This window comes from Campylobacter concisus (genome assembly GCF_002913045.1).
In the GTDB taxonomy this organism is placed as follows: Bacteria; Campylobacterota; Campylobacteria; order Campylobacterales; family Campylobacteraceae; genus Campylobacter_A; species Campylobacter_A concisus_AP.
In genome coordinates, this window is record NZ_PPAF01000035.1 from 167,895 (window position 1) to 185,582 (window position 17,688).

Annotated in this window: 13 protein-coding genes and 1 tRNA gene; 3 read left to right on the forward strand and 11 right to left on the reverse strand. The window is 32.2% G+C overall.

Annotated elements, in window-relative coordinates; genetic code table 11:
• Positions 1-64: 64 nt before the first annotated feature.
• Positions 65-1,834, reverse strand: coding sequence for a response regulator (locus CYP43_RS04805; protein WP_103582688.1), 1,770 nt, complete (start codon positions 1,832-1,834; stop codon positions 65-67).
• A gap of 298 nt (positions 1,835-2,132) precedes the next feature.
• Between CYP43_RS04805 and CYP43_RS04810 the strand changes: the two genes are divergently transcribed.
• Positions 2,133-3,323: a site-specific integrase gene (locus CYP43_RS04810; protein WP_103582689.1), complete on the forward strand. Its 1,191-nt coding sequence runs from the start codon at positions 2,133-2,135 to the stop codon at positions 3,321-3,323.
• Between the two features lie 230 nt (positions 3,324-3,553).
• Here the strand turns inward: CYP43_RS04810 and CYP43_RS04815 are convergent, their stop codons facing one another.
• A complete protein-coding gene (locus CYP43_RS04815) occupies positions 3,554-5,494 on the reverse strand; it encodes a Dam family site-specific DNA-(adenine-N6)-methyltransferase (protein ID WP_103582690.1) in 1,941 nt (646 codons plus the stop codon).
• Positions 5,495-5,567: 73 nt separating this feature from the next.
• Positions 5,568-7,508 carry an AlwI family type II restriction endonuclease gene (locus tag CYP43_RS04820; protein WP_103582691.1) on the reverse strand — a complete coding sequence of 647 codons (1,941 nt, stop codon included), beginning with the start codon at positions 7,506-7,508 and terminating at the stop codon, positions 5,568-5,570.
• 288 nt (positions 7,509-7,796) lie between these two features.
• Between CYP43_RS04820 and CYP43_RS04825 the strand changes: the two genes are divergently transcribed.
• Positions 7,797-9,503 (forward strand): hypothetical protein, encoded by a 1,707-nt coding sequence (locus CYP43_RS04825; protein ID WP_103582692.1) that lies wholly within the window; start codon positions 7,797-7,799, stop codon positions 9,501-9,503.
• Between the two features lie 110 nt (positions 9,504-9,613).
• The gene (locus CYP43_RS04830) at positions 9,614-10,303 is read left to right on the forward strand and encodes a hypothetical protein (protein WP_141089840.1); all 690 of its coding nucleotides are present in this window, start codon (positions 9,614-9,616) and stop codon (positions 10,301-10,303) included.
• A 136-nt stretch (positions 10,304-10,439) separates the two neighbouring features.
• On the opposite strand, the gene CYP43_RS04835 is transcribed toward CYP43_RS04830, so the two are convergent.
• From CYP43_RS04835 to CYP43_RS04875, 8 genes are all read right to left on the reverse strand, one after another.
• Positions 10,440-11,042 carry a YagK/YfjJ domain-containing protein gene (locus tag CYP43_RS04835; RefSeq protein WP_103582694.1) on the reverse strand — a complete coding sequence of 201 codons (603 nt, stop codon included), beginning with the start codon at positions 11,040-11,042 and terminating at the stop codon, positions 10,440-10,442.
• Between the two features lie 258 nt (positions 11,043-11,300).
• Entirely contained in the window at positions 11,301-12,014 is a 714-nt protein-coding gene (locus tag CYP43_RS04840; RefSeq protein ID WP_103582695.1) for a Rad52/Rad22 family DNA repair protein, read from the reverse strand.
• An 11-nt stretch (positions 12,015-12,025) separates the two neighbouring features.
• Positions 12,026-12,616 carry a hypothetical protein gene (locus CYP43_RS04845; RefSeq protein WP_103582696.1) on the reverse strand — a complete coding sequence of 197 codons (591 nt, stop codon included), beginning with the start codon at positions 12,614-12,616 and terminating at the stop codon, positions 12,026-12,028.
• A gap of 9 nt (positions 12,617-12,625) precedes the next feature.
• Positions 12,626-13,441, reverse strand: coding sequence for a DUF932 domain-containing protein (locus CYP43_RS04850; RefSeq protein ID WP_103582697.1), 816 nt, complete (start codon positions 13,439-13,441; stop codon positions 12,626-12,628).
• A 1,165-nt stretch (positions 13,442-14,606) separates the two neighbouring features.
• Positions 14,607-16,043, reverse strand: coding sequence for a hypothetical protein (locus CYP43_RS04860; protein ID WP_180998642.1), 1,437 nt, complete (start codon positions 16,041-16,043; stop codon positions 14,607-14,609).
• Between the two features lie 268 nt (positions 16,044-16,311).
• Positions 16,312-16,398, reverse strand: a tRNA-Leu gene (locus CYP43_RS04865).
• A gap of 71 nt (positions 16,399-16,469) precedes the next feature.
• Positions 16,470-16,772 (reverse strand): HU family DNA-binding protein, encoded by a 303-nt coding sequence (locus CYP43_RS04870; RefSeq protein ID WP_103582700.1) that lies wholly within the window; start codon positions 16,770-16,772, stop codon positions 16,470-16,472.
• A gap of 124 nt (positions 16,773-16,896) precedes the next feature.
• Positions 16,897-17,643, reverse strand: a complete 747-nt coding sequence (locus tag CYP43_RS04875; protein WP_103582701.1) for a YaaA family protein — start codon at positions 17,641-17,643, stop codon at positions 16,897-16,899.
• Positions 17,644-17,688: the final 45 nt, after the last annotated feature.

The window sequence follows — 17,688 nt, forward strand, 5'->3', positions numbered from 1 at the left end:
AATTGATTATAGGACCCATAAGATTAAATTACAATAAACCTTTTTTAAAATTTGCTCTCAAAATTTATGCCTTAATATCAACTTTTTTATAAAATTTATCTCTCTCATCTATCTTTTCTTTACTCTTTAAATCATTCTCAAGATAGCTGATATTATAAATTTCTCTTGTAGATATGCTTTTGCCATTATTTAGACTGATTAAAAATTTACTCTCAAATTTATTCGATAGATTGGCAATAGCGATCGCTCCAGCATCTTTTAGGCTTACGATTTTATCACCTTGCATGAAGCCAATATGCTTAAAATCCAAGCTATTTAGCTGCACATTATTCATATCTTTTGCCTCTAAATTTATGCTAGTTTTTAGCTCGCTTGATGTATTTAGCTTGCCAGTATCGTTATAAAGCTCTTTTACGTCTATCTCTCTACCACTATCAAATTTTAGCCTTATGGTGCCATCTTTGTTTAGCTTCATAGCTATGACGCTATCGCTATCTTGCAAAGATGCGGCAGCTGTGGCTTCATTTGTTATAAAAGCCTTTTTTACCTTTTTTAAATTTGAGATACTAAACTCAAGCCCAGTTGCTTGCTTAAATTCATTTTCCATCGCGATCATTTTGGCTGATTTTGTCTTCTCAAGCTTTGATATATAAGCGTCTGCATTTTCTTCAAATTTCTTTAAATTATTGCCAAGATTTTCTATCATTTTGTTGTATGCGTCAAACTCAGCGTTATAATCTTTGTAAAATTTCATAAAACTATCTTTTTGAAATTTTGTATATGAGAAATTTTCATCTTTTTTATAATCTTTACTTGGCTCAATGATCGGATTAAATTCACTTAATCTTGCGGTATCATCAAAGCCTGCTTTAAGATAGGCAAAATTTTTAAAAGAGCTATCTTTGCCAAAGATATTATTGTGTCTTAGATCGACCCAGCCGTCATTTTGGGCATATTTTTTAAAGAAATTATTTATATCATTTTTCTCTATCTTTTCATATCTGTTTTCTGCAGCGAACAAAGTATTTGGATCTGAGGCGTAGTAAGAGTGCCTATAATCAATATCTTTTGTATCCACATAAAGATCGGGATTATTTGTGATCGTTGCTTTACGATTTAGCTCTTCTCTTTCTATTTGGTTGTGATTTATGACATTTGTGCTGATAAACTGTCTAAGATCAACCCTTGGCATCACGTCGCTTAAATTTGCTATTTTTTCATTTCCGTCTTTGTCATAACCTCTTACTTTTAGCTTATCAAAGAGTATATCTTTTTGGTCTAGCACGCCGTCATTGTTGCTATCAAAGCTAAAAAGATAGCTATTATTTTCTAATTTTGTAGTGCCAAGTTTATCGTTATCGCCGTAAATATCTAAAAATACTTCTACTTCGCCATATTTTGTTTTTAGAGTGTTTGAATAAGCGTAATCGTTTAAATTTTTAAATTTTGTATTTTCTAAGTATCCACTTTTTAGTGTAGATAGCATGCTGCTGCTATCTGAAGCTTTTATATTTTTAAAGTAGGCATTTTCACTAAAATTATAGCCTCTAGAAAGCTCATCGGAGTGAATTTTATTATTGTTGTAGATGAGATTTTTTGAGTAGTTATTTAAAATTTCTTCTACTTTTTGTAGGATTTTGTGTCTATTTTGCTCTTTTATCTCAGCATCAGTGACATTTATAACTTTGCCTGTTTTTATACTTTCTTTTAGACTTAAAATTTGGTCGTTATTTATCTCTAAACCTTGTTTATCCTTAAAGGTATGGAGAATATTCGTAGGATTTTCTAAATCTTTTAAATTTATAAAGTTATATTTTAAAGGTGTAATATTCATCTAAAATCCTTTTTAAAGATGTTGCAGTTAATATCGGATAAATTTAGAAATTATTTAGGTAAATAATGGTGCCCGAGGTCGGACTCGAACCGACACAAGGTTGCCCTTACCAGATTTTGAGTCTGGGTATTTACTAAACTATAGATTATTATAACTTTCTATAAATACCCTATTTTACGCTATTTTAGTATATTTATAATTTCCTTATAAGCGACAATTTTATACAATTTGCTATAAAAATGTGTACCCTAATGTGTACCCTAACAAAAATTTGATCATATAGATATAGGATTTTGCTGTGGCGGATAAGCTGATTAAAGTCAATCTTGATAATGCGGATTGTAAAAACATATATTTTGTAAATAATGACGATTTGTTCGGTGGAAAAGAGATCGTAAAAGCTCCAACTTACATTAGTAGAGACTATAAACTGATATTAAGAATTACTATTGTAAATATTAGCGGCATGAGAACTCAAACCAAGAAAACGTATTCCTTTAATAAAAAAATCACTTTCTTGCAAGCAATTAAGGAGGTGGCGTCAAAAAGAGAAGGGCTTTTGAGCAAGCTCAAAGAGGGTAAGCATAAAGAGATAAAAATAAAAATACCGACATTAAGTCAGGCGTGGGGCAGATATATGGATATGAAGAAAAATCAACTATCCTCAAATACGCTTGCTTCCTATAATCTATTTACAAATAAATGGATACTGTCTGATTCTAAGCTAGCTAAAACGCCTATAACCCACATTACCACCGAAATGCTGCAAAGCATAGTAAATAAAATGCTAGATTTAGGTATGAGCCCTAGAACCTCAAAATCCGTTAAAGAAGCTCTTAGGCCTATGTTTAACCTATATGTTTTGGAGGGTATGGTTAAAACTAATCCAGCTAGCTTGATTCAAATACCTAAATTTGACAACCAGGTAAATATTGAGCTAGATGACGAAAAAATAAGGGAACTATACGATGCGCTATATGGTTATCCGGTAGAACCGTTTAGAAGTATATTTGTGTGGCTTTCGCATGGCAGAAGACTAAATGAGGTTTTGAGTTTAGAATGGAGAGACATAAATATACCAAATGGCATATATAATATTAGATACGAAAATAATAAAGTTAGAAAGCCTATGACTTATAAATTAAGCAATGAGCTTTTAGAAACCCTTAAAAATATAGATAGGCAAGAAAGTGGCTATATATTTCACGCCATAACAGATAAGAGTAAAAAAATAGATAAAAATACGATCAGACCTCATTGGGAAAAGATATTAGCAAAGCTTGGGATAAAAATTAGAATTCACGATTTAAGGCACTTGATAGGCGGAGTTTTGGTTTCGGAGGGTAAAACGTTAGAGCAGATAGCTTCTATACTAGGCCATACTTCTACAAATGTTACAAAAAGATATTCAAAGGTCAGAAGAGAAGTGGCTGCCGAAAGCCTAGATGATTTTTTTAAAAGAGTAAAAAATAAAAACTATTGCCACTGATAAAATATTTACGCGCTAATAACGCTTATCGGTTTTATGGCTTCCAGCTCGGCTTTTTACCTATTTTTGCTTTCTCTTAGCTCTATATCGCTTTGTAAATTTATAAAAAAATTGCCAGATGCAAAAAGAGTGCGCAAAAATTAGGTACAAATCAATACGTTTTTATTTTTTAAAAAATCCACTTGTCCAGCTTGATCAAACAAGTGAATATAAAATTGTTTATACATATTTTAAAAATTCATAATCAATACTTCCTTGCTAATGCCATCTTTATGTTTTGCATGGTAACTCGAATTAGCATAACTTTTGCTAAGATGGATAATATTAAATTTATTTTCCAAACACCACTTTAGTAGTATATCGTTTATTTTTCCTTTGTGCTCTATGACATTAGATAGAGCAAATCGCACACCCATCAAATTTATTTTTAATAGAAAATCGAGCAATTCAGTTTCGTCTTTTTCACTCCAGCCATTGTTTTCGTTATATGTTGCCACACCTAATAGATACGGTGGGTCTAAATAGACAAAATCACTCTGCTTGAAGCTACTTGGAATTAAATCTCTAAAATCAAGCGCTAAAAATTCAGTATTTTGGATATTTTTCACAAAGCTATTTAATTTATCCCTTAGCTTTGAGTTGAAGTCGCGCTTGCCTACTGGCAGATTAAAATCTCCATTTGAGTTAAACCTTACTTGGTTATTAAAGGCAAAAAATATTAGCAACAAAAATAGAATAGGTTTTCTGGTGGCATTATAGTCAGCTTTTAGCTTAGCAAAACCTTCTTTGTTGTATTTGCATAGACCCACATCAGAAGTTGTATTATAAAATTTATAACCATACTTAGACGATTGGCTTAAGTTATAATAAAGTATTAGCTCGTCAAGCTTTTTTTCAAGGTTGCTGCTATTTTTTATAAAATTCAAAAGCTCAATAAGTGGCTTGTTGTTATCTATGCCTACGACTTTTTTAGCATTGAAAAAGTTAGCGCCCACATTAAATCCACCGCAAAAAACATCGTAAAAAGTATCAATGTTTTCGGGTATTTTTGGAAAAATTTGTTCCAAAAGTTTAAATTTTCCGCCAGTGTAGTTTAACGGCGATTGTGATATTTTTCTCTTAAAGGTAATATTTAAATTTACTTGTTTTTCTGTTGTAGACTTTCTATTGACTTCGCAAAAAAAGATCCTCTCTTTGTGCTCTTGAATATTTGATTTGCCTGCGTTAAAAGGCATAAAGTCTTTTTCAAAAATTGATACCTTACCCTTTTTGCTTAAAATCTCAAAAATATCATTATCGCTCATTTTTGTGTTTGAGCGAGGATCTGCGGTAATCGTGTTATTGTATGATAATAGTATGTATTTTGCGTCAGCATTGTTAATTAGATCACTAAAATGCTCCCTTGCATTGCTTAGACAGTATTTACTTTTTAGTCTGCTTCTATCCATCTTTTTTGCAACCCCATACACTTTTGGCTGTTTGTGCGTAGCTACATTTTCTAAGAAATGATAGGCATCGCAATATTGTCTTGAATTGTACGGTGGGTCTAGATACAAAATATCGGTCTTTATTTGCCTAATTAATGTATTTGCATCTAGGTTAAAAATTTGATTTCTGAATTTTGCTTTGCTAATGTAAGGTTTTTTTAGTTCTATTTTTTTTAGCTGCTCGCTGTTTTTTCTAAAAGCATCATAATGTCCGACAGTGTTTGCTATCTTGTCAATTGCATAAATTAGTGAAGTTATGAGTATCGAATATTCTCTTTGATTTATTTTACCATTTTCGAATTTGCTTTCAATATCGCTCCTAATAAAATCAAGACTTTTTAAACTTTCTTCACTCAAATACGTATCTTTAAAATTTTGGCTATAGTAGCAGGTTTTTGATTCACGGACTGCGTTGTAATCTTTTATTAGTCTGTCTATTTTTTTCTTATTGTATGGCAAATTCGAAAAGAAGCAGATATAAGCGTGATAGTTGCAAGATAGTGTGTCATTTATTATTAATTCAAATCTATCTTTGAATCTATCTGATACAACTGCTGTTCCAGCAAATAAATCAGTAAAACTTAAACATTCCTTGGTATTATTTGTAATGATTTCATCGATAAAGTCAAGAAGTTGTTGTTTGCTTCCTAAATATCTACGATTTGAAATAGAAAAAGTTTCCAAAATTTATTCCTTGTAATTATTTCCATTTTATGCAACAATGCAACATTGTAGCAAATTTAGGAAATAAAAACAATTACAAAGAACTAATCTCACTCCAAATTTGATTATACCACGTTTCATTTATCGTTTGCGGCTTAGCAAATTCATAATCTTTAAATATGACATTTAGCATTTTGTTATAATCTGGTTCATTTCTCAAAAGCTTAACCAATTCTGAACTCGTAATTGAAAAAATTTTAATTCCATCTACAAAATTACCTCTATTTTGCGAACTTTCAAGACGCGTATGTGCCATAGAGCGGAAGATATTTACTACATTTTTATCAAGCTCATCCGCAATAAAAAATGTATACGTATCTTTGGAGATCTCATTATTCCTAATGCTTAAATTTGCGCTATGTCTAATTACAGGTTCTAATTCACCTCTCTTTTGGGCATTTTTATCCATAAGTGTAGCTTCTAGCATAACGTCGAAAGTTTCATGTTTTGCGATAATATCTCCATCTCCTCCGGGTGCGTGAGATAGCGGTAGGCCGTCAGCGTCAAGGCTTAAATTCATGCTATCTTTTAAATTAAAAGCTTGCTTACTTAATCTATGCCAAGCAATAGCGACTATGTATTCAAAAATTGTCGGAATGCTGGCATCTTGTGTTACTTTTTCTTGTATAGTCTCATGCTGCTTGATGTCGCCAAACATTTCTAAAATATTGCAAAGCTCATTATTATCGTAATCGTATCTTGTAGCTATTTTTTTCTCGAATTCATCATCAAACACAGTCTTTAAATAGTCATTTAAAGACGTTCCTTCCGGAACTTTATATTTTGTTGTTAATTCATTTTTTAGTTTGTCTACTTTTGCTGCATCAAAATCTAGAATTCTAATAGTTGGCAAATTTTGAATAAACGCTTCATCGTTTAGATCGCCTACGATTTCTAAATCTTTAAATACAAAAGAAGTAAGCTCTCGGTTACCCAAATTTACCAAAGCATTTTCAAAACTGATTAGCCCCGAGAGCTTAAAGGTGCGTATGAGCACATCTTGATACTCTTTTTGCAAATCATATCTCTTTGATTCAAGAAAAATATTATAAAAGGATTCGTTAAAATTTGCCACAGATAAAAGCTCATTTTTGGGATTAGATAAAAACTCGTCCAAATCAAATCTTCTACTAAATTCGAAAGGTATTTTTCCAAAGCCAAAGGCGCGTTTAATGGATTGATCGCTTGATATAGTCTTTAGCTTTTTAAATTTGTCCTCCGTAGGACTATTTTTAAACGACAAGCAGGCCTCATAAAATTCTTTATATTTTTCTACTGATTGCGGAGTTTTTCTATTTTTAAATATTTCCTTAAACATATCGTCCGATAGAGGTTCTTCGCTCAAAATAGTAGCAGTTCTGCCTATAACATACTGTTCTAAAAACTTCGAAAAAATAATCTTTCTATCTACAACGTCCTGATAGCTGCTAATAATTGATGCAATTCTATCTCTTGAATAGTTTGGCTTGATTGCAAATAAAATTTGTGCGAAATGATTTTGTGGGACATTGTTATAGCGTGATAAAAATAAAATCGCAACTCTAAAAATATATACCGAACAAACCCCATCTGTCACTTTAAGCTTCAAAAGCTGTCGCAAAAACAGAACATTATCGTTACTAATATTAAAAAGCTTCTCGATTTCATCCTGTTGCAAACTGTTTTTCAAAAAAGCTTCACCAACAGCTGTGATTCTACGTTTTTTATCACTTAGACCGATTTTTGCGATAGCATTTGTATAAGTCCTTGCTTTACGTTTCTTATCGCCTTCTTCAAAATCTTGTTCTGATTCCTTAACCAAACCACTTGTAACAACTAGATCATAAAAATCAATTTGAGAAAAATTACAAGGCTGCCACTCTTCCTCTATTTTTATTAAAAGACTCAAAAGCATTTTATAGTCATCTATTAGATTCTTTCGCCGAAAGCTTGTGTCACCCAAATTTACAACTGAGTCGCTACCTAAGTTTATCACTATTTCCTCCTATTGCTATTTTTATACTTTTGGTTTTAGTCTAGCGTTTTTTAACTTAACAGAGGTTTTATAAAAACATAGTTTTAAATATTTTTTGCTGCAACCAAGATGCGTTTGATACATGATGTCGATCAAAATCTAGAATACAAATACCTACCTTAATAACTTTCAACATCAAATTCAAAGGAAATCCTCTCGTGAGAATCTAGGCGATTTTATTTAAAAGAATAAAAAATCAGCATAGAATTTCGATATAATCGCAAGATAACTTTACTTTTAAGGTGTAGCATGAATTTTTTAAGCATTTGTCTCTTGTTGATAAGTAGCATATTGGTGTCGTGCGCTATCGTATTTTTTGTTTTTAAAAAGGTGCTTGGTGGCACGATATGTATTTTGCTCGGTATAGCAACTACATTGTATACTTTTATGTATGTGGATGGTCATTTTTATTGGATTTTATCATGTTTTGCAACCCTGTGCGCCATCTCTGCAACAGGCGAATTACAACAAGTATCAAAAATAAATTTTAAAAGTAAAAAAATAGAAAAAAGGGTAATACAGAGCGCAACTTGGTCTTTAGTATTGTGCTTATCTGTAGTATTAATTTGTTTTATAGTTAACTACTATAAACTAAATATAGATAGCATATTTTTTAGTATATCGCTATGGCTTATTATCATTGGATCTATTGGCACCTTTGCTACAGCCAACGATTACAATAATGTTGTTAAGGCGGCTTTCAGGCTTATAGAAAACAAAAAAAATGTTGGATTTTTTACTATTAATGATATTTTTTATCAGCTCTATGAGCAAAAACAGCAAACTCAAAAGAAATTCGACGAATTTTTAAAAGAAAAAGTAGCATTGTGCGAAGAAATACTGGATGATTTGATAACCGATCAAGATGTTGTTTTGATTAATTTAAATAGCATTAAAATTTATTTTTTTAATTCCAAATACAATGAATTGATTAATAAAATTACCGAAATAACAACTATTGAAATTTTGACCGACAAGCAAAAAATATTAACAGAACTTGATAGGGTAGCGCCTCTAGGAGACGAAGCTCTGTTGGATTTAATAATTCTGCAAGACATAGATAGAAGATTATATAATGATAAAGAAGTGTTTATAAGTCCTAAAAATATAGACAAAGTAAGATATTGTTCGTCGTGCGGAAAAGTTGTTTTACTAGATTCAACGTCAGATGATATAGGGGAATGGTTTTGCTCCAAAACATGTGAGCAGACAGAAGAGAATTGTCTAAACTTGGCAGAAAATATACACAACAGCTCAAAATTTATAGAAGAACAAAAAATAATAAACAATAGTGTACCAGTAGCTAGTGTAACAATTCCTAGTTCGGATACATGGAATACAAATTTTAGGCCTATACAAACCAGTAAAGAGTATTTGGAATATACTAAAGGGGTAGGTACTAATGCAAAAGGTCAGGTTGTGGACGCAAAGGGAAATGTCATTAACTCTACTGGACATGGTGATGCTGCAGAAATAATGAATACAAAACTAGACAATATAAGTGGTAAAAATGCCAAGTTGGTAGGCGGCGACAATGCTAAAAATGGAGCCGACAGAATAGTGGACGGAATAGAAATACAAAGTAAATATTATAAATCTGCACAAGCTAGCGTTGATTCATCTTTTGATGGCTCCAAAGGAAACTATCGTTATATGCGCGATGACGGCAAACCAATGCAGCTAGAAGTTCCAAAAGACCAATATGATAAAGCTGTGGAAATAATGGCAAAAAAGATTAAGGCAGGAAAGGTGCCTGGGGTTACAGATCCAAATGAGGCAAGGAACATTATAAGAAAAGGTCAAGTTACCCTCGATGAAGCTAAAAATTATGCCAAATTCTGCTCTAAAGAAAGTTTAAAATTTGACGCAATAAATGGTGTGGTTGTCGCTGCTGGAGCCTTTGGCATATCATTTGTTATAAATACTTCGATTGTTTTTTTAGAGAAAAGGATATAAAAAAAGCATTGCAACAATCCAGTGTTGCTAGTATGAGAGCTGGCGGGCAAGCATTCGTAACATATATTGCCTCTTCTCAGATACAAAGAATTCCACAAGTTAACTCTTTTTTGCAATCAGCAATAAACTTTAAATTTGATAGTCAAATAGGAAAAGCTTTTGCTGGTACCGTGACTAAACCAGGAAATATATCTGCAACCACGGCCGCAAATAATGCTTTAAGAAGCACTGTGGTCGTTGCGGGTGTAACAATGGCTATTACTTCTAGTATAGAAATCGTTCAGATGATGCGTGGACAAATTAGTGGTATGCAATGCATAAAAAATATAGCACAAAATGCTGGTGGCATAGCTGGCGGAACTGCAGGTGCCTTGGCTGGAGCAGCAGCATGTTCATTTATCCCTGGCGTCGGAACGATTGTTGGCGGTGTAGTCGGAGGTGTTATAGGTGGTTTTGGTGGTGGAGCCCTAGTAAAGAAATTTATGGATAAATTTATAGAAGATGATTGTGTAAAAAAACAGAGGATTTTCTTTTTACAAATGTTGTATCTGGCTGTAATATTTAAATTATCTGGCGACGAAGCAAAAGAATTTAAAAATAAAGTAGATCAAGTTATTATGTCTGCTAAAGATTTTTTTGGCGGTAACTTCAGTGCAAAAGAAATGCAACCTTATTCAAATTCTGTTTTAAAACCAATTGTCGTTTCAGTGGTCGCTAGAAGACCTATACTGCCAAGCCAGACCTTTAAAGAAGAGGTAATAGAGGCCGTTATTGTTGATGAGGTTCTTCAAAGTGCCTAATTATATTCATATGTAAAAACATGATTACCCAAGCAATCGCTTGGGTAATCATGAGTAAAAAATATCTAATAGTTTAAACTAAAATACTTTTACTAAGATTTTTTAAAAACCATTTTTCTATATTAATTTACCATTATTAATTATTCCTGGGTCTGCCTTTATTGTTTTTCTTTGGCATGACACCTCTCCTTAAAGCCCTAAAGCCTTTTCCGTTTGCATTGACTATATTTTGCTCTCCCTTGCATAGATAGGGCAGCACTTTCTCTTTCAGAATTTGTATTTTTTCTTTGTCATCGTAGCAAATTCTACCCAGTCCATTATTCTTATATTTTCCTAAATTGCAATTATGAGAACACCCTTTACCTTTTGTAATACTATCATTCCAATAGTCGCAAAGACGCTTGGCTGTCTTTGGTGCTGTTTGCTCTCTACTACTTTGCCCATCCATAAAGATAACGACGTGAGCGTGCAAGTGGTTATATCCACTATCTCCTTGCTCCATTTTGATAATATAGCCTTTTGAATTTTTAAATATCGTATTGCTTCGTTTATTGGTGTATAAGCGGTTGATATCATTGTCAAAGCTTTCCAATGTAACGTCGTCTCTATTTTCTTGTCTATAATACAAATCAACCCTTATCACGTCTATCCTCGAGTTAGTTTTCATGATTCCATCTACATATTTATTTAGACTTTCTTGCCTTCTCTGTTCTGTTCTGCCACAGTGTTTCTTTGTCATATTTAACTCCTTTGATATTTTAGATAACTACAGGTCGTATATTTAGCTATTTTTGTATCTATTAATAATTTTAATTTAATTAATAATACTTATTATGCTAAAATCAAAGCCTATAGAAATCAATATAGCGGATTGGCTAAGGGCTTAATATTCTATACGTCTTAAATTATCAGTTAATATACGTACTTATGGCAAAACAAAAAAAGTAAAATATTAATATACGCTCGAAGTCCGATATGGGCTTTGAGCGTATATTTATTATGCAACGTTAGGGCTAATGGCTTTATACCATTGCTTGCTGCCATTGTCCCATCTAAAGCCAAGAGATTTAATCGTATCCTTCTTTGAAAATACGTCTTTCCCAGTAACTAGCAAAAATCCATTTCGTTGGACGATATCTAAACCTAAATTTTGTAAGGTCGTTTGCTCGTCGGCTTGATTAAAACCATCTTGCCTAGCATGGAAATTTGGTTTTTGTTCTTGTCTTTGTAAGACGGCAGTCGCTTTTTGCAAATTGCTTGGTTGCGTATTTTGCTGGACGCAGTTGCGGCTTTTGTCGTATAGAGAATTGCCGAATTGATTTCCAAATGTCCGCAAACTCCTTTTTAGTGCATCGGTTACGGCCTCTTTTGCGCCGTTTTCGTGAGCGTCTGCTAGACTTTTGGCTACCCCTGTGCCAAATCCTACATCTTGACGAGTAATGCATTTGGAGTGATCCAAGCTAAAGACATCAACCTTGACTACGGCTTTATAACAAATGACGGCATTTTGATTATTGTTCGTCTCTTGTGACACTTGCCCTAATGAAACGATGCTATAGCTCCAGCTCCCGAATCCAAAAATATTATTGGCGGTTTCTATAACGTCAAAACCTTCCAAGTAGGATAATTTAATATTGGCCTTTTCTCTTGTTTTTATTCTACTGCTATCTAGTTCTTCTTGCAGGATTTTAATTTGTTTTTCGTTAAACATCTAATATCCTTTTAAACAGCTCTTGGAAGCTCGCCGTCTGCTGGGAGCATATTGATATTGTTAGGTTTTACGTCTCTTTTTTTATTAACCTTGATTTTGGCTCGGCAAACGGTGCTAACGATCGAAATTTCCGCAAAATCCTTTATTTCATCTCGTCTACCGTCTTTTAGTCCTTCTTCTATGGCCTCCATGTCAAGGCTAAATTTTACGTAGCCTAGGCTCATTAACGCAGCCTCGTCTTTAATCTTGATTTCGTCTTTTGTCTTTACGTTTTCTTTAATCAGAGTTAAAGATGAGATTACGTTACCGTCTATTCTGTCGATACCGTTTTCTAAGAAAATTTCCGCCGCTATCTCTTTTGCGATCTCTAGCGCTTGTGTTAAGTTTCGTTTTAGAGTTTGAAGCTCTTGTATGTCTTGAGATAAAACGTCTATCTTATTTTTAATCTCGTCTAGAGATAACCCTAAGTAGTCGCATTTTTGAAAGTAGCTCGTACTATTGTTTTCTAGGATGCCTTTAAGATACTCTTTAAAATTTTGTGTAGGCTTATTTTCGTTTAAGCGTTCTATCTCGGATTGTAGCTTGTAGTTTATAAGTTTCATTTTTCTGCCTTATGCTATCAATTTGCTTTGAGTAGCTTTAATCTTGGCGATGCTTTCTGCCATATTCCAAAGCTTCTTGTTTATGTCTGTATCGGTAGAAATCGATTTTATAATCCTGCTAGTAAATCGTCTATTCGTTTCGGCGTTAATTCCGCTAATGTTGCCCCTAATTAAATGCTCCTGGATAGTGTTAAAGGTAGTATATAGGTCGTCCTTCTCGTCTTCTATTCTGTGCGGAACCAATAAATCTCTATAATCCACCTCCAAATGCTTTTCAAATCTTAACTGGATCGCAGCCTTGGCAAAGCTTGCTTTATCGTCTTGGGTTAGTGGTATTTTGCTAAATAGCTTTATTTTGTCCAAAATATCGTATTTGGCTTTGGCTATTTTGTTTATAGCAATAGATACGTCGTTTTCTTTATCGCCCAAGTGTTTTATTTGGTAAGACTCGAATACTTCGTCTGATACCACTAGGCCGTTAGCACAAACGAATCTAAATACGCCCGCGCTTATACTAAAGCATTTGCTTCTATCGTGCGAATTAAACAGTAAAAGCTCTACTACATTCTCTCCCGGGTTTAAAAAATCGTCTAGATGACGAAACCTTACGTAATGCTTTTGAAATCCCTCTTTCTTTTCGTCTCTCACGTTTGCTTCGCTTACGCCTACGGGATACCAAGCGTAATCCCTGATCTCGTTTATTACGTCGATCGTAGATATAAAGTGATACTTGTCGCTTGCTTCAAAATACGGTTCGTCCGCAAACAAAGACGGAGCTAGTTGCTCTAATTGCTCATTGGTGAGCGGTTCGTTTGATATAGTCATTTTTTGATTCTCCTTTCGACTATTATTTCGGTTATGAATAGCAAGGTTATTCGTCTATACTATCCTTAATTATTTTAGCGACAGCCATCACTATCTCTAAAAAAACTCCCATTTTATGCCTCCTAAAAGTATAATTTAAAAATTACGCAGTTGATTGGAAAATATCCAAAACCTGTTTCTGCCGTCGGTGAACTATCGCCTGTACTGACTACGCTAGAACTCATATCTATTCCTTTTGCGTTTTAGACGTAATAGTTTATGGACTAGTCTTTTGATCCGAGACAGCCTCTTATTTGGTAAAAAGCAACGATTTACCATATTAGCTCCTTGAAAAGTGAAGTAGCGATATATTTCTATATGCTTATATAAATAATATATAATTGAAATTTTTTCATTTTGATCCCATCTCCACCTATGGCAGATTAGCCATAGGTGGAGATTTTTGTGCCTTGTTGGAAGTAGGGGGGGTGTTTTGTAAGTGCGTAAAATAAAAAGGGTGATATTACTTAATTTGTAGCAGTTTTTGTTAGTTTAGGGCGGGCAGAGTGTTGCTTTCTAAGAATAAAATCAAGACTTGCCTACTAATAAAATTCTTGGTGCCGATCTTCACCACCTCTATTTCTCTATTGTAAATCAACTTCTTTAGCATATCAGATTTTATCAAGCTCATGTCCTCTATATCCTTTATGCTAAACAGCAATCCTTTTGGAAGGAGCGAATTATAATTTGCATAAATTTCCATTTTCAAAATCCTTGGGTTGTATTTTGTCAATGGATTGAGCTGCTGAAAAAAGAAAGTACTAAAAGCGCATACGAAATCTAAAATTTATGCAACTATTTTTTAGATAGTATATATTTACTTTTATCATTGTATATTGTAGAAATAGTTTCTATATAATTATATATGTATATAAGTAAAAATTATTGTATTTTTGGAATTTATGTATTAATTTTAAAATATAGTATTTTAATAGTATAGAAACAAAGGTGCTATAAAATACACTTTTTTAGGTATTTTATAAGTATTTCTATATTATCTTTTAATATTTCTAACTTTAGAATAGAAACATTAAATTTGTTTTTATCTATATCTAGAAATATAATAGAAACACTAAAAAAACATAATATTAATTAAGTATAATATTAATATTTTAAAAATATTTATCTAATTTTTGTCTGGGAAATAGAAGCATTTTGCTCCGCCTGGAGCTAGTACTGTTTTGAATAAATTTCCATCAAGCTCTTTTAGTTTTTTATATAAAGTAGTAGCGCTAATATCATAGTCGTATTTTTGTTTAAAGACTTCGTATATGTATTTTCGTTCTACTTTTTTATGTTTATCATATAGTTTTTTTATATTCTCAAAAGTTTCATCTGTGTTATTTCCTTTTGCTTTTTCGATAAAGATTGGTATATTTTTGCTATTAGTAAGCTCACTTGCAAACTCTACGATACAGTTTTCGAATGTTGGTTTTTTTGTTATATCTATATCTTTTATATATAATATTTCTTTATTAGAATTATAGCATTTTAAAATACTAGAAAAAATACCCAAATCAACAGATAAATTGTATTTTAAGCTAAACTGGCTATGAAATTTATCCGGTATATACATTGTTTTTATGTCATCGGGTAAATCTAAAACTACATACTCGACACCGGACAAGTCATAAGGTATATATTTTTTATCCGTAGTTATAACTATACCAACTATGTTTTTATCTTGTTTTATAAGAATATCTCGAATAAACTCTTTCTTTTCTGTGTCTTTTAGCGAGCTGCTTGATATATTGTCGAAATTATAGAATATTTTATTAGATTTTTCTTTTTTTATGCTTTTTTTCGATAACGTTTTGTCGTCTATTCTTAAACAATATTCGCTTCCAAAAATAGGTTGAATAATCTGATTAAAAAATATTTCTTTGCCAGACCTTTCTCCACCCCTGAGAATTAATACGCTACGAAACAGATCACTATTTGTTGTATTATTTGTAATATATCTAATCATATTAGATAGCCAGCACATTATATAATTAAAGCCGTCTGTTCTATATCTGGATATATGGTATAAATATTGCATTACATGGTAATATTTGCTTTTATATATCTCTTTTTCAGTATTGTATTTGCCGCTATGTAGAGGATATATGCCGTCTATAGTAAATATAAAATTTACAATGTCTGGAAGGCAACTATTGGGATAAAATTTATTTATATATATTTCATTGTTTTCTTTTATAAATTGCTTTTCATTAACGGAAAATTTTTCGCCCAAAATCATAGGCAAAGTGTCTAGGGAGATTAATGTGGGCTTTGCCTGAAGTGGCGTAAAGGACTGATTTTTCTTGTCTAGTTTTTGCTGCTTTATTTTCCAGTGCTGTAACTCCAGTTGATTTTTAAATGTTTTTACGCTTTTCTTGGATAGGCCACTCAAGAGAAGGTCTATATTTTGTAAAGGAATGTATTTTTTTGTATTTTGATAGCAATGAACAATATTTCCTCTCTGATCAATCCAAAATAGATGGCCTTTATCAGCTAAATCCAAAAAAAAGTTTCTGATAATAAGATAATAATCATCGAGAGGATTATTGGGGTAAAGCATATCGTAATTGAAATATGTAAAATATATTTGTGTTGAAGTATAATCTATTTTTCGATCCGCAAAAATACACCTATAGTCCTTTATACAATATAACCCAACAAACGACATTTTTATTCCATATTTTTTAAAACAATTGTATCATTATTTCTTTATTTTTATACTACTAAAGTAATCTTTTTTAAAAAATGTGTACCCTAACGTGTACCCTTGAATAGGATTTTATGTCTTTTGGATTTTTATAAAAGCTCTATAATATCGATATAATCAATGGTGCCCGAGGTCGGACTCGAACCGACACAAGGTTGCCCTTACCAGATTTTGAGTCTGGCGCGTCTACCAGTTTCACCACTCGGGCTAAGTTAAGATTGAAATTTTAGATTTGTGAGAAGAAAGAAAAAGGGGGAGACTTGCTCCCCTAAAAAGAAATTATTTCTTTTTACTTTTTTTAGCAGCACCAGCAGCAACTGCTTCTTTAAGTTTTTTGCCAACTTTGAATTTAACTGCTTTGCTAGCAGGAACGTCGATAACTTTTTTAGTTCCAGGAACTCTAGCTTTTCTTGCAGCTCTGTCAGCAGTACCGAAAGTACCAAAGCCTATAAAGCTAATTGTATCGCCTTTTTCAAGAACTGCTTGGATTGTCTCCAAAGTAGCATCAACAACTTTTAGAGTATCTTTTTTTGAAAGACCAGCCTTATCGGCAACAGCTTGAATAAATTCAGCTTTTTTCATGAACCATCCTTTTAAGAAGTTATGTGGCTATATTACACTCTTTTAAAAAAAAATACAATACTTTTTCCCTAAATTTAGCTCTTTTTTACGTTTTTTTAACAAAAAATGCAATTTTTTTAAAAATTTACTCGCAAATTTCAAACATAAGCTCGGTCTTTAGACCAAACTTTTTCATATCAATAAGCTTTAAATTTTTAAAATTTAAGCTCATTAGTTCATCTTTATTTTTTACAAGCTTATTTACTATATGGCGCAAGACTTCGCCTCTATATGCTTTTGCGTGATGACTCACTATTTTTTTATTTTTTACAAAACAAAAAGTTATGTATTCTTTTTTTATAGTGTAAAATTTTTCATAAAACTTAGCTCTAAGGTCTAAAATTTCATCATTTTGTAAAAAATCATCAACCGCTTTACTAAAATTTTTTTCATAAAATTTTGAAATTTCAAAGCCATCCATCTTTTCACCTTGCTTTAGTTTGTACTCTGGTATCTCATCTTTTGCCAAGATAGGTCCAAATAAATTTGAAAATATTAAAACATTATTATCTATATATTTTTGTGCCTCATTGTCTAAACCACGATAGTTTAGATGTTTATAAGCCACTCCATCATACCTTAAGATGGCTTTTATGCTGCCTTTTTGAGATAGGCTTTCTCGCAGCTGCTTACTCTCTTTAAGCTCTTTTAGTCCAAAAAGCTTTTTTATATCGTCTAAATTTGCGTTTTTTAAAAACTCATCGTATTTATTTAAAATTTCAACTCTTTTGTCAAAAAGTTCTGGAAATATCAAATCCTTACCATTAAATTTATTATTCGTATTTAGAGAAATTTTACTTTCGCTTGGAGAAAAGAGAATTTTTAATGCCATTGTTCTTACCTATTTTTTATATATAAAATTTGTTGGATTATACAA

What these genes read in the sequence shown, in the direction of transcription:
- CYP43_RS04805 (WP_103582688.1), bottom strand. Translation starts at nt 1,834, where the DNA reads ATGAATATTACACCTTTAAAATATAACTTTATAAATTTAAAAGATTTA.
- CYP43_RS04825 (WP_103582692.1), top strand. Translation starts at nt 7,797, where the DNA reads ATGAATTTTTTAAGCATTTGTCTCTTGTTGATAAGTAGCATATTGGTG.
- CYP43_RS04835 (WP_103582694.1), bottom strand. Translation starts at nt 11,042, where the DNA reads ATGACAAAGAAACACTGTGGCAGAACAGAACAGAGAAGGCAAGAAAGT.
- CYP43_RS04840 (WP_103582695.1), bottom strand. Translation starts at nt 12,014, where the DNA reads ATGTTTAACGAAAAACAAATTAAAATCCTGCAAGAAGAACTAGATAGC.
- CYP43_RS04845 (WP_103582696.1), bottom strand. Translation starts at nt 12,616, where the DNA reads ATGAAACTTATAAACTACAAGCTACAATCCGAGATAGAACGCTTAAAC.
- CYP43_RS04850 (WP_103582697.1), bottom strand. Translation starts at nt 13,441, where the DNA reads ATGACTATATCAAACGAACCGCTCACCAATGAGCAATTAGAGCAACTA.
- CYP43_RS04860 (WP_180998642.1), bottom strand. Translation starts at nt 16,043, where the DNA reads ATGCTTTACCCCAATAATCCTCTCGATGATTATTATCTTATTATCAGA.
- CYP43_RS04870 (WP_103582700.1), bottom strand. Translation starts at nt 16,772, where the DNA reads ATGAAAAAAGCTGAATTTATTCAAGCTGTTGCCGATAAGGCTGGTCTT.
- CYP43_RS04875 (WP_103582701.1), bottom strand. Translation starts at nt 17,643, where the DNA reads ATGGCATTAAAAATTCTCTTTTCTCCAAGCGAAAGTAAAATTTCTCTA.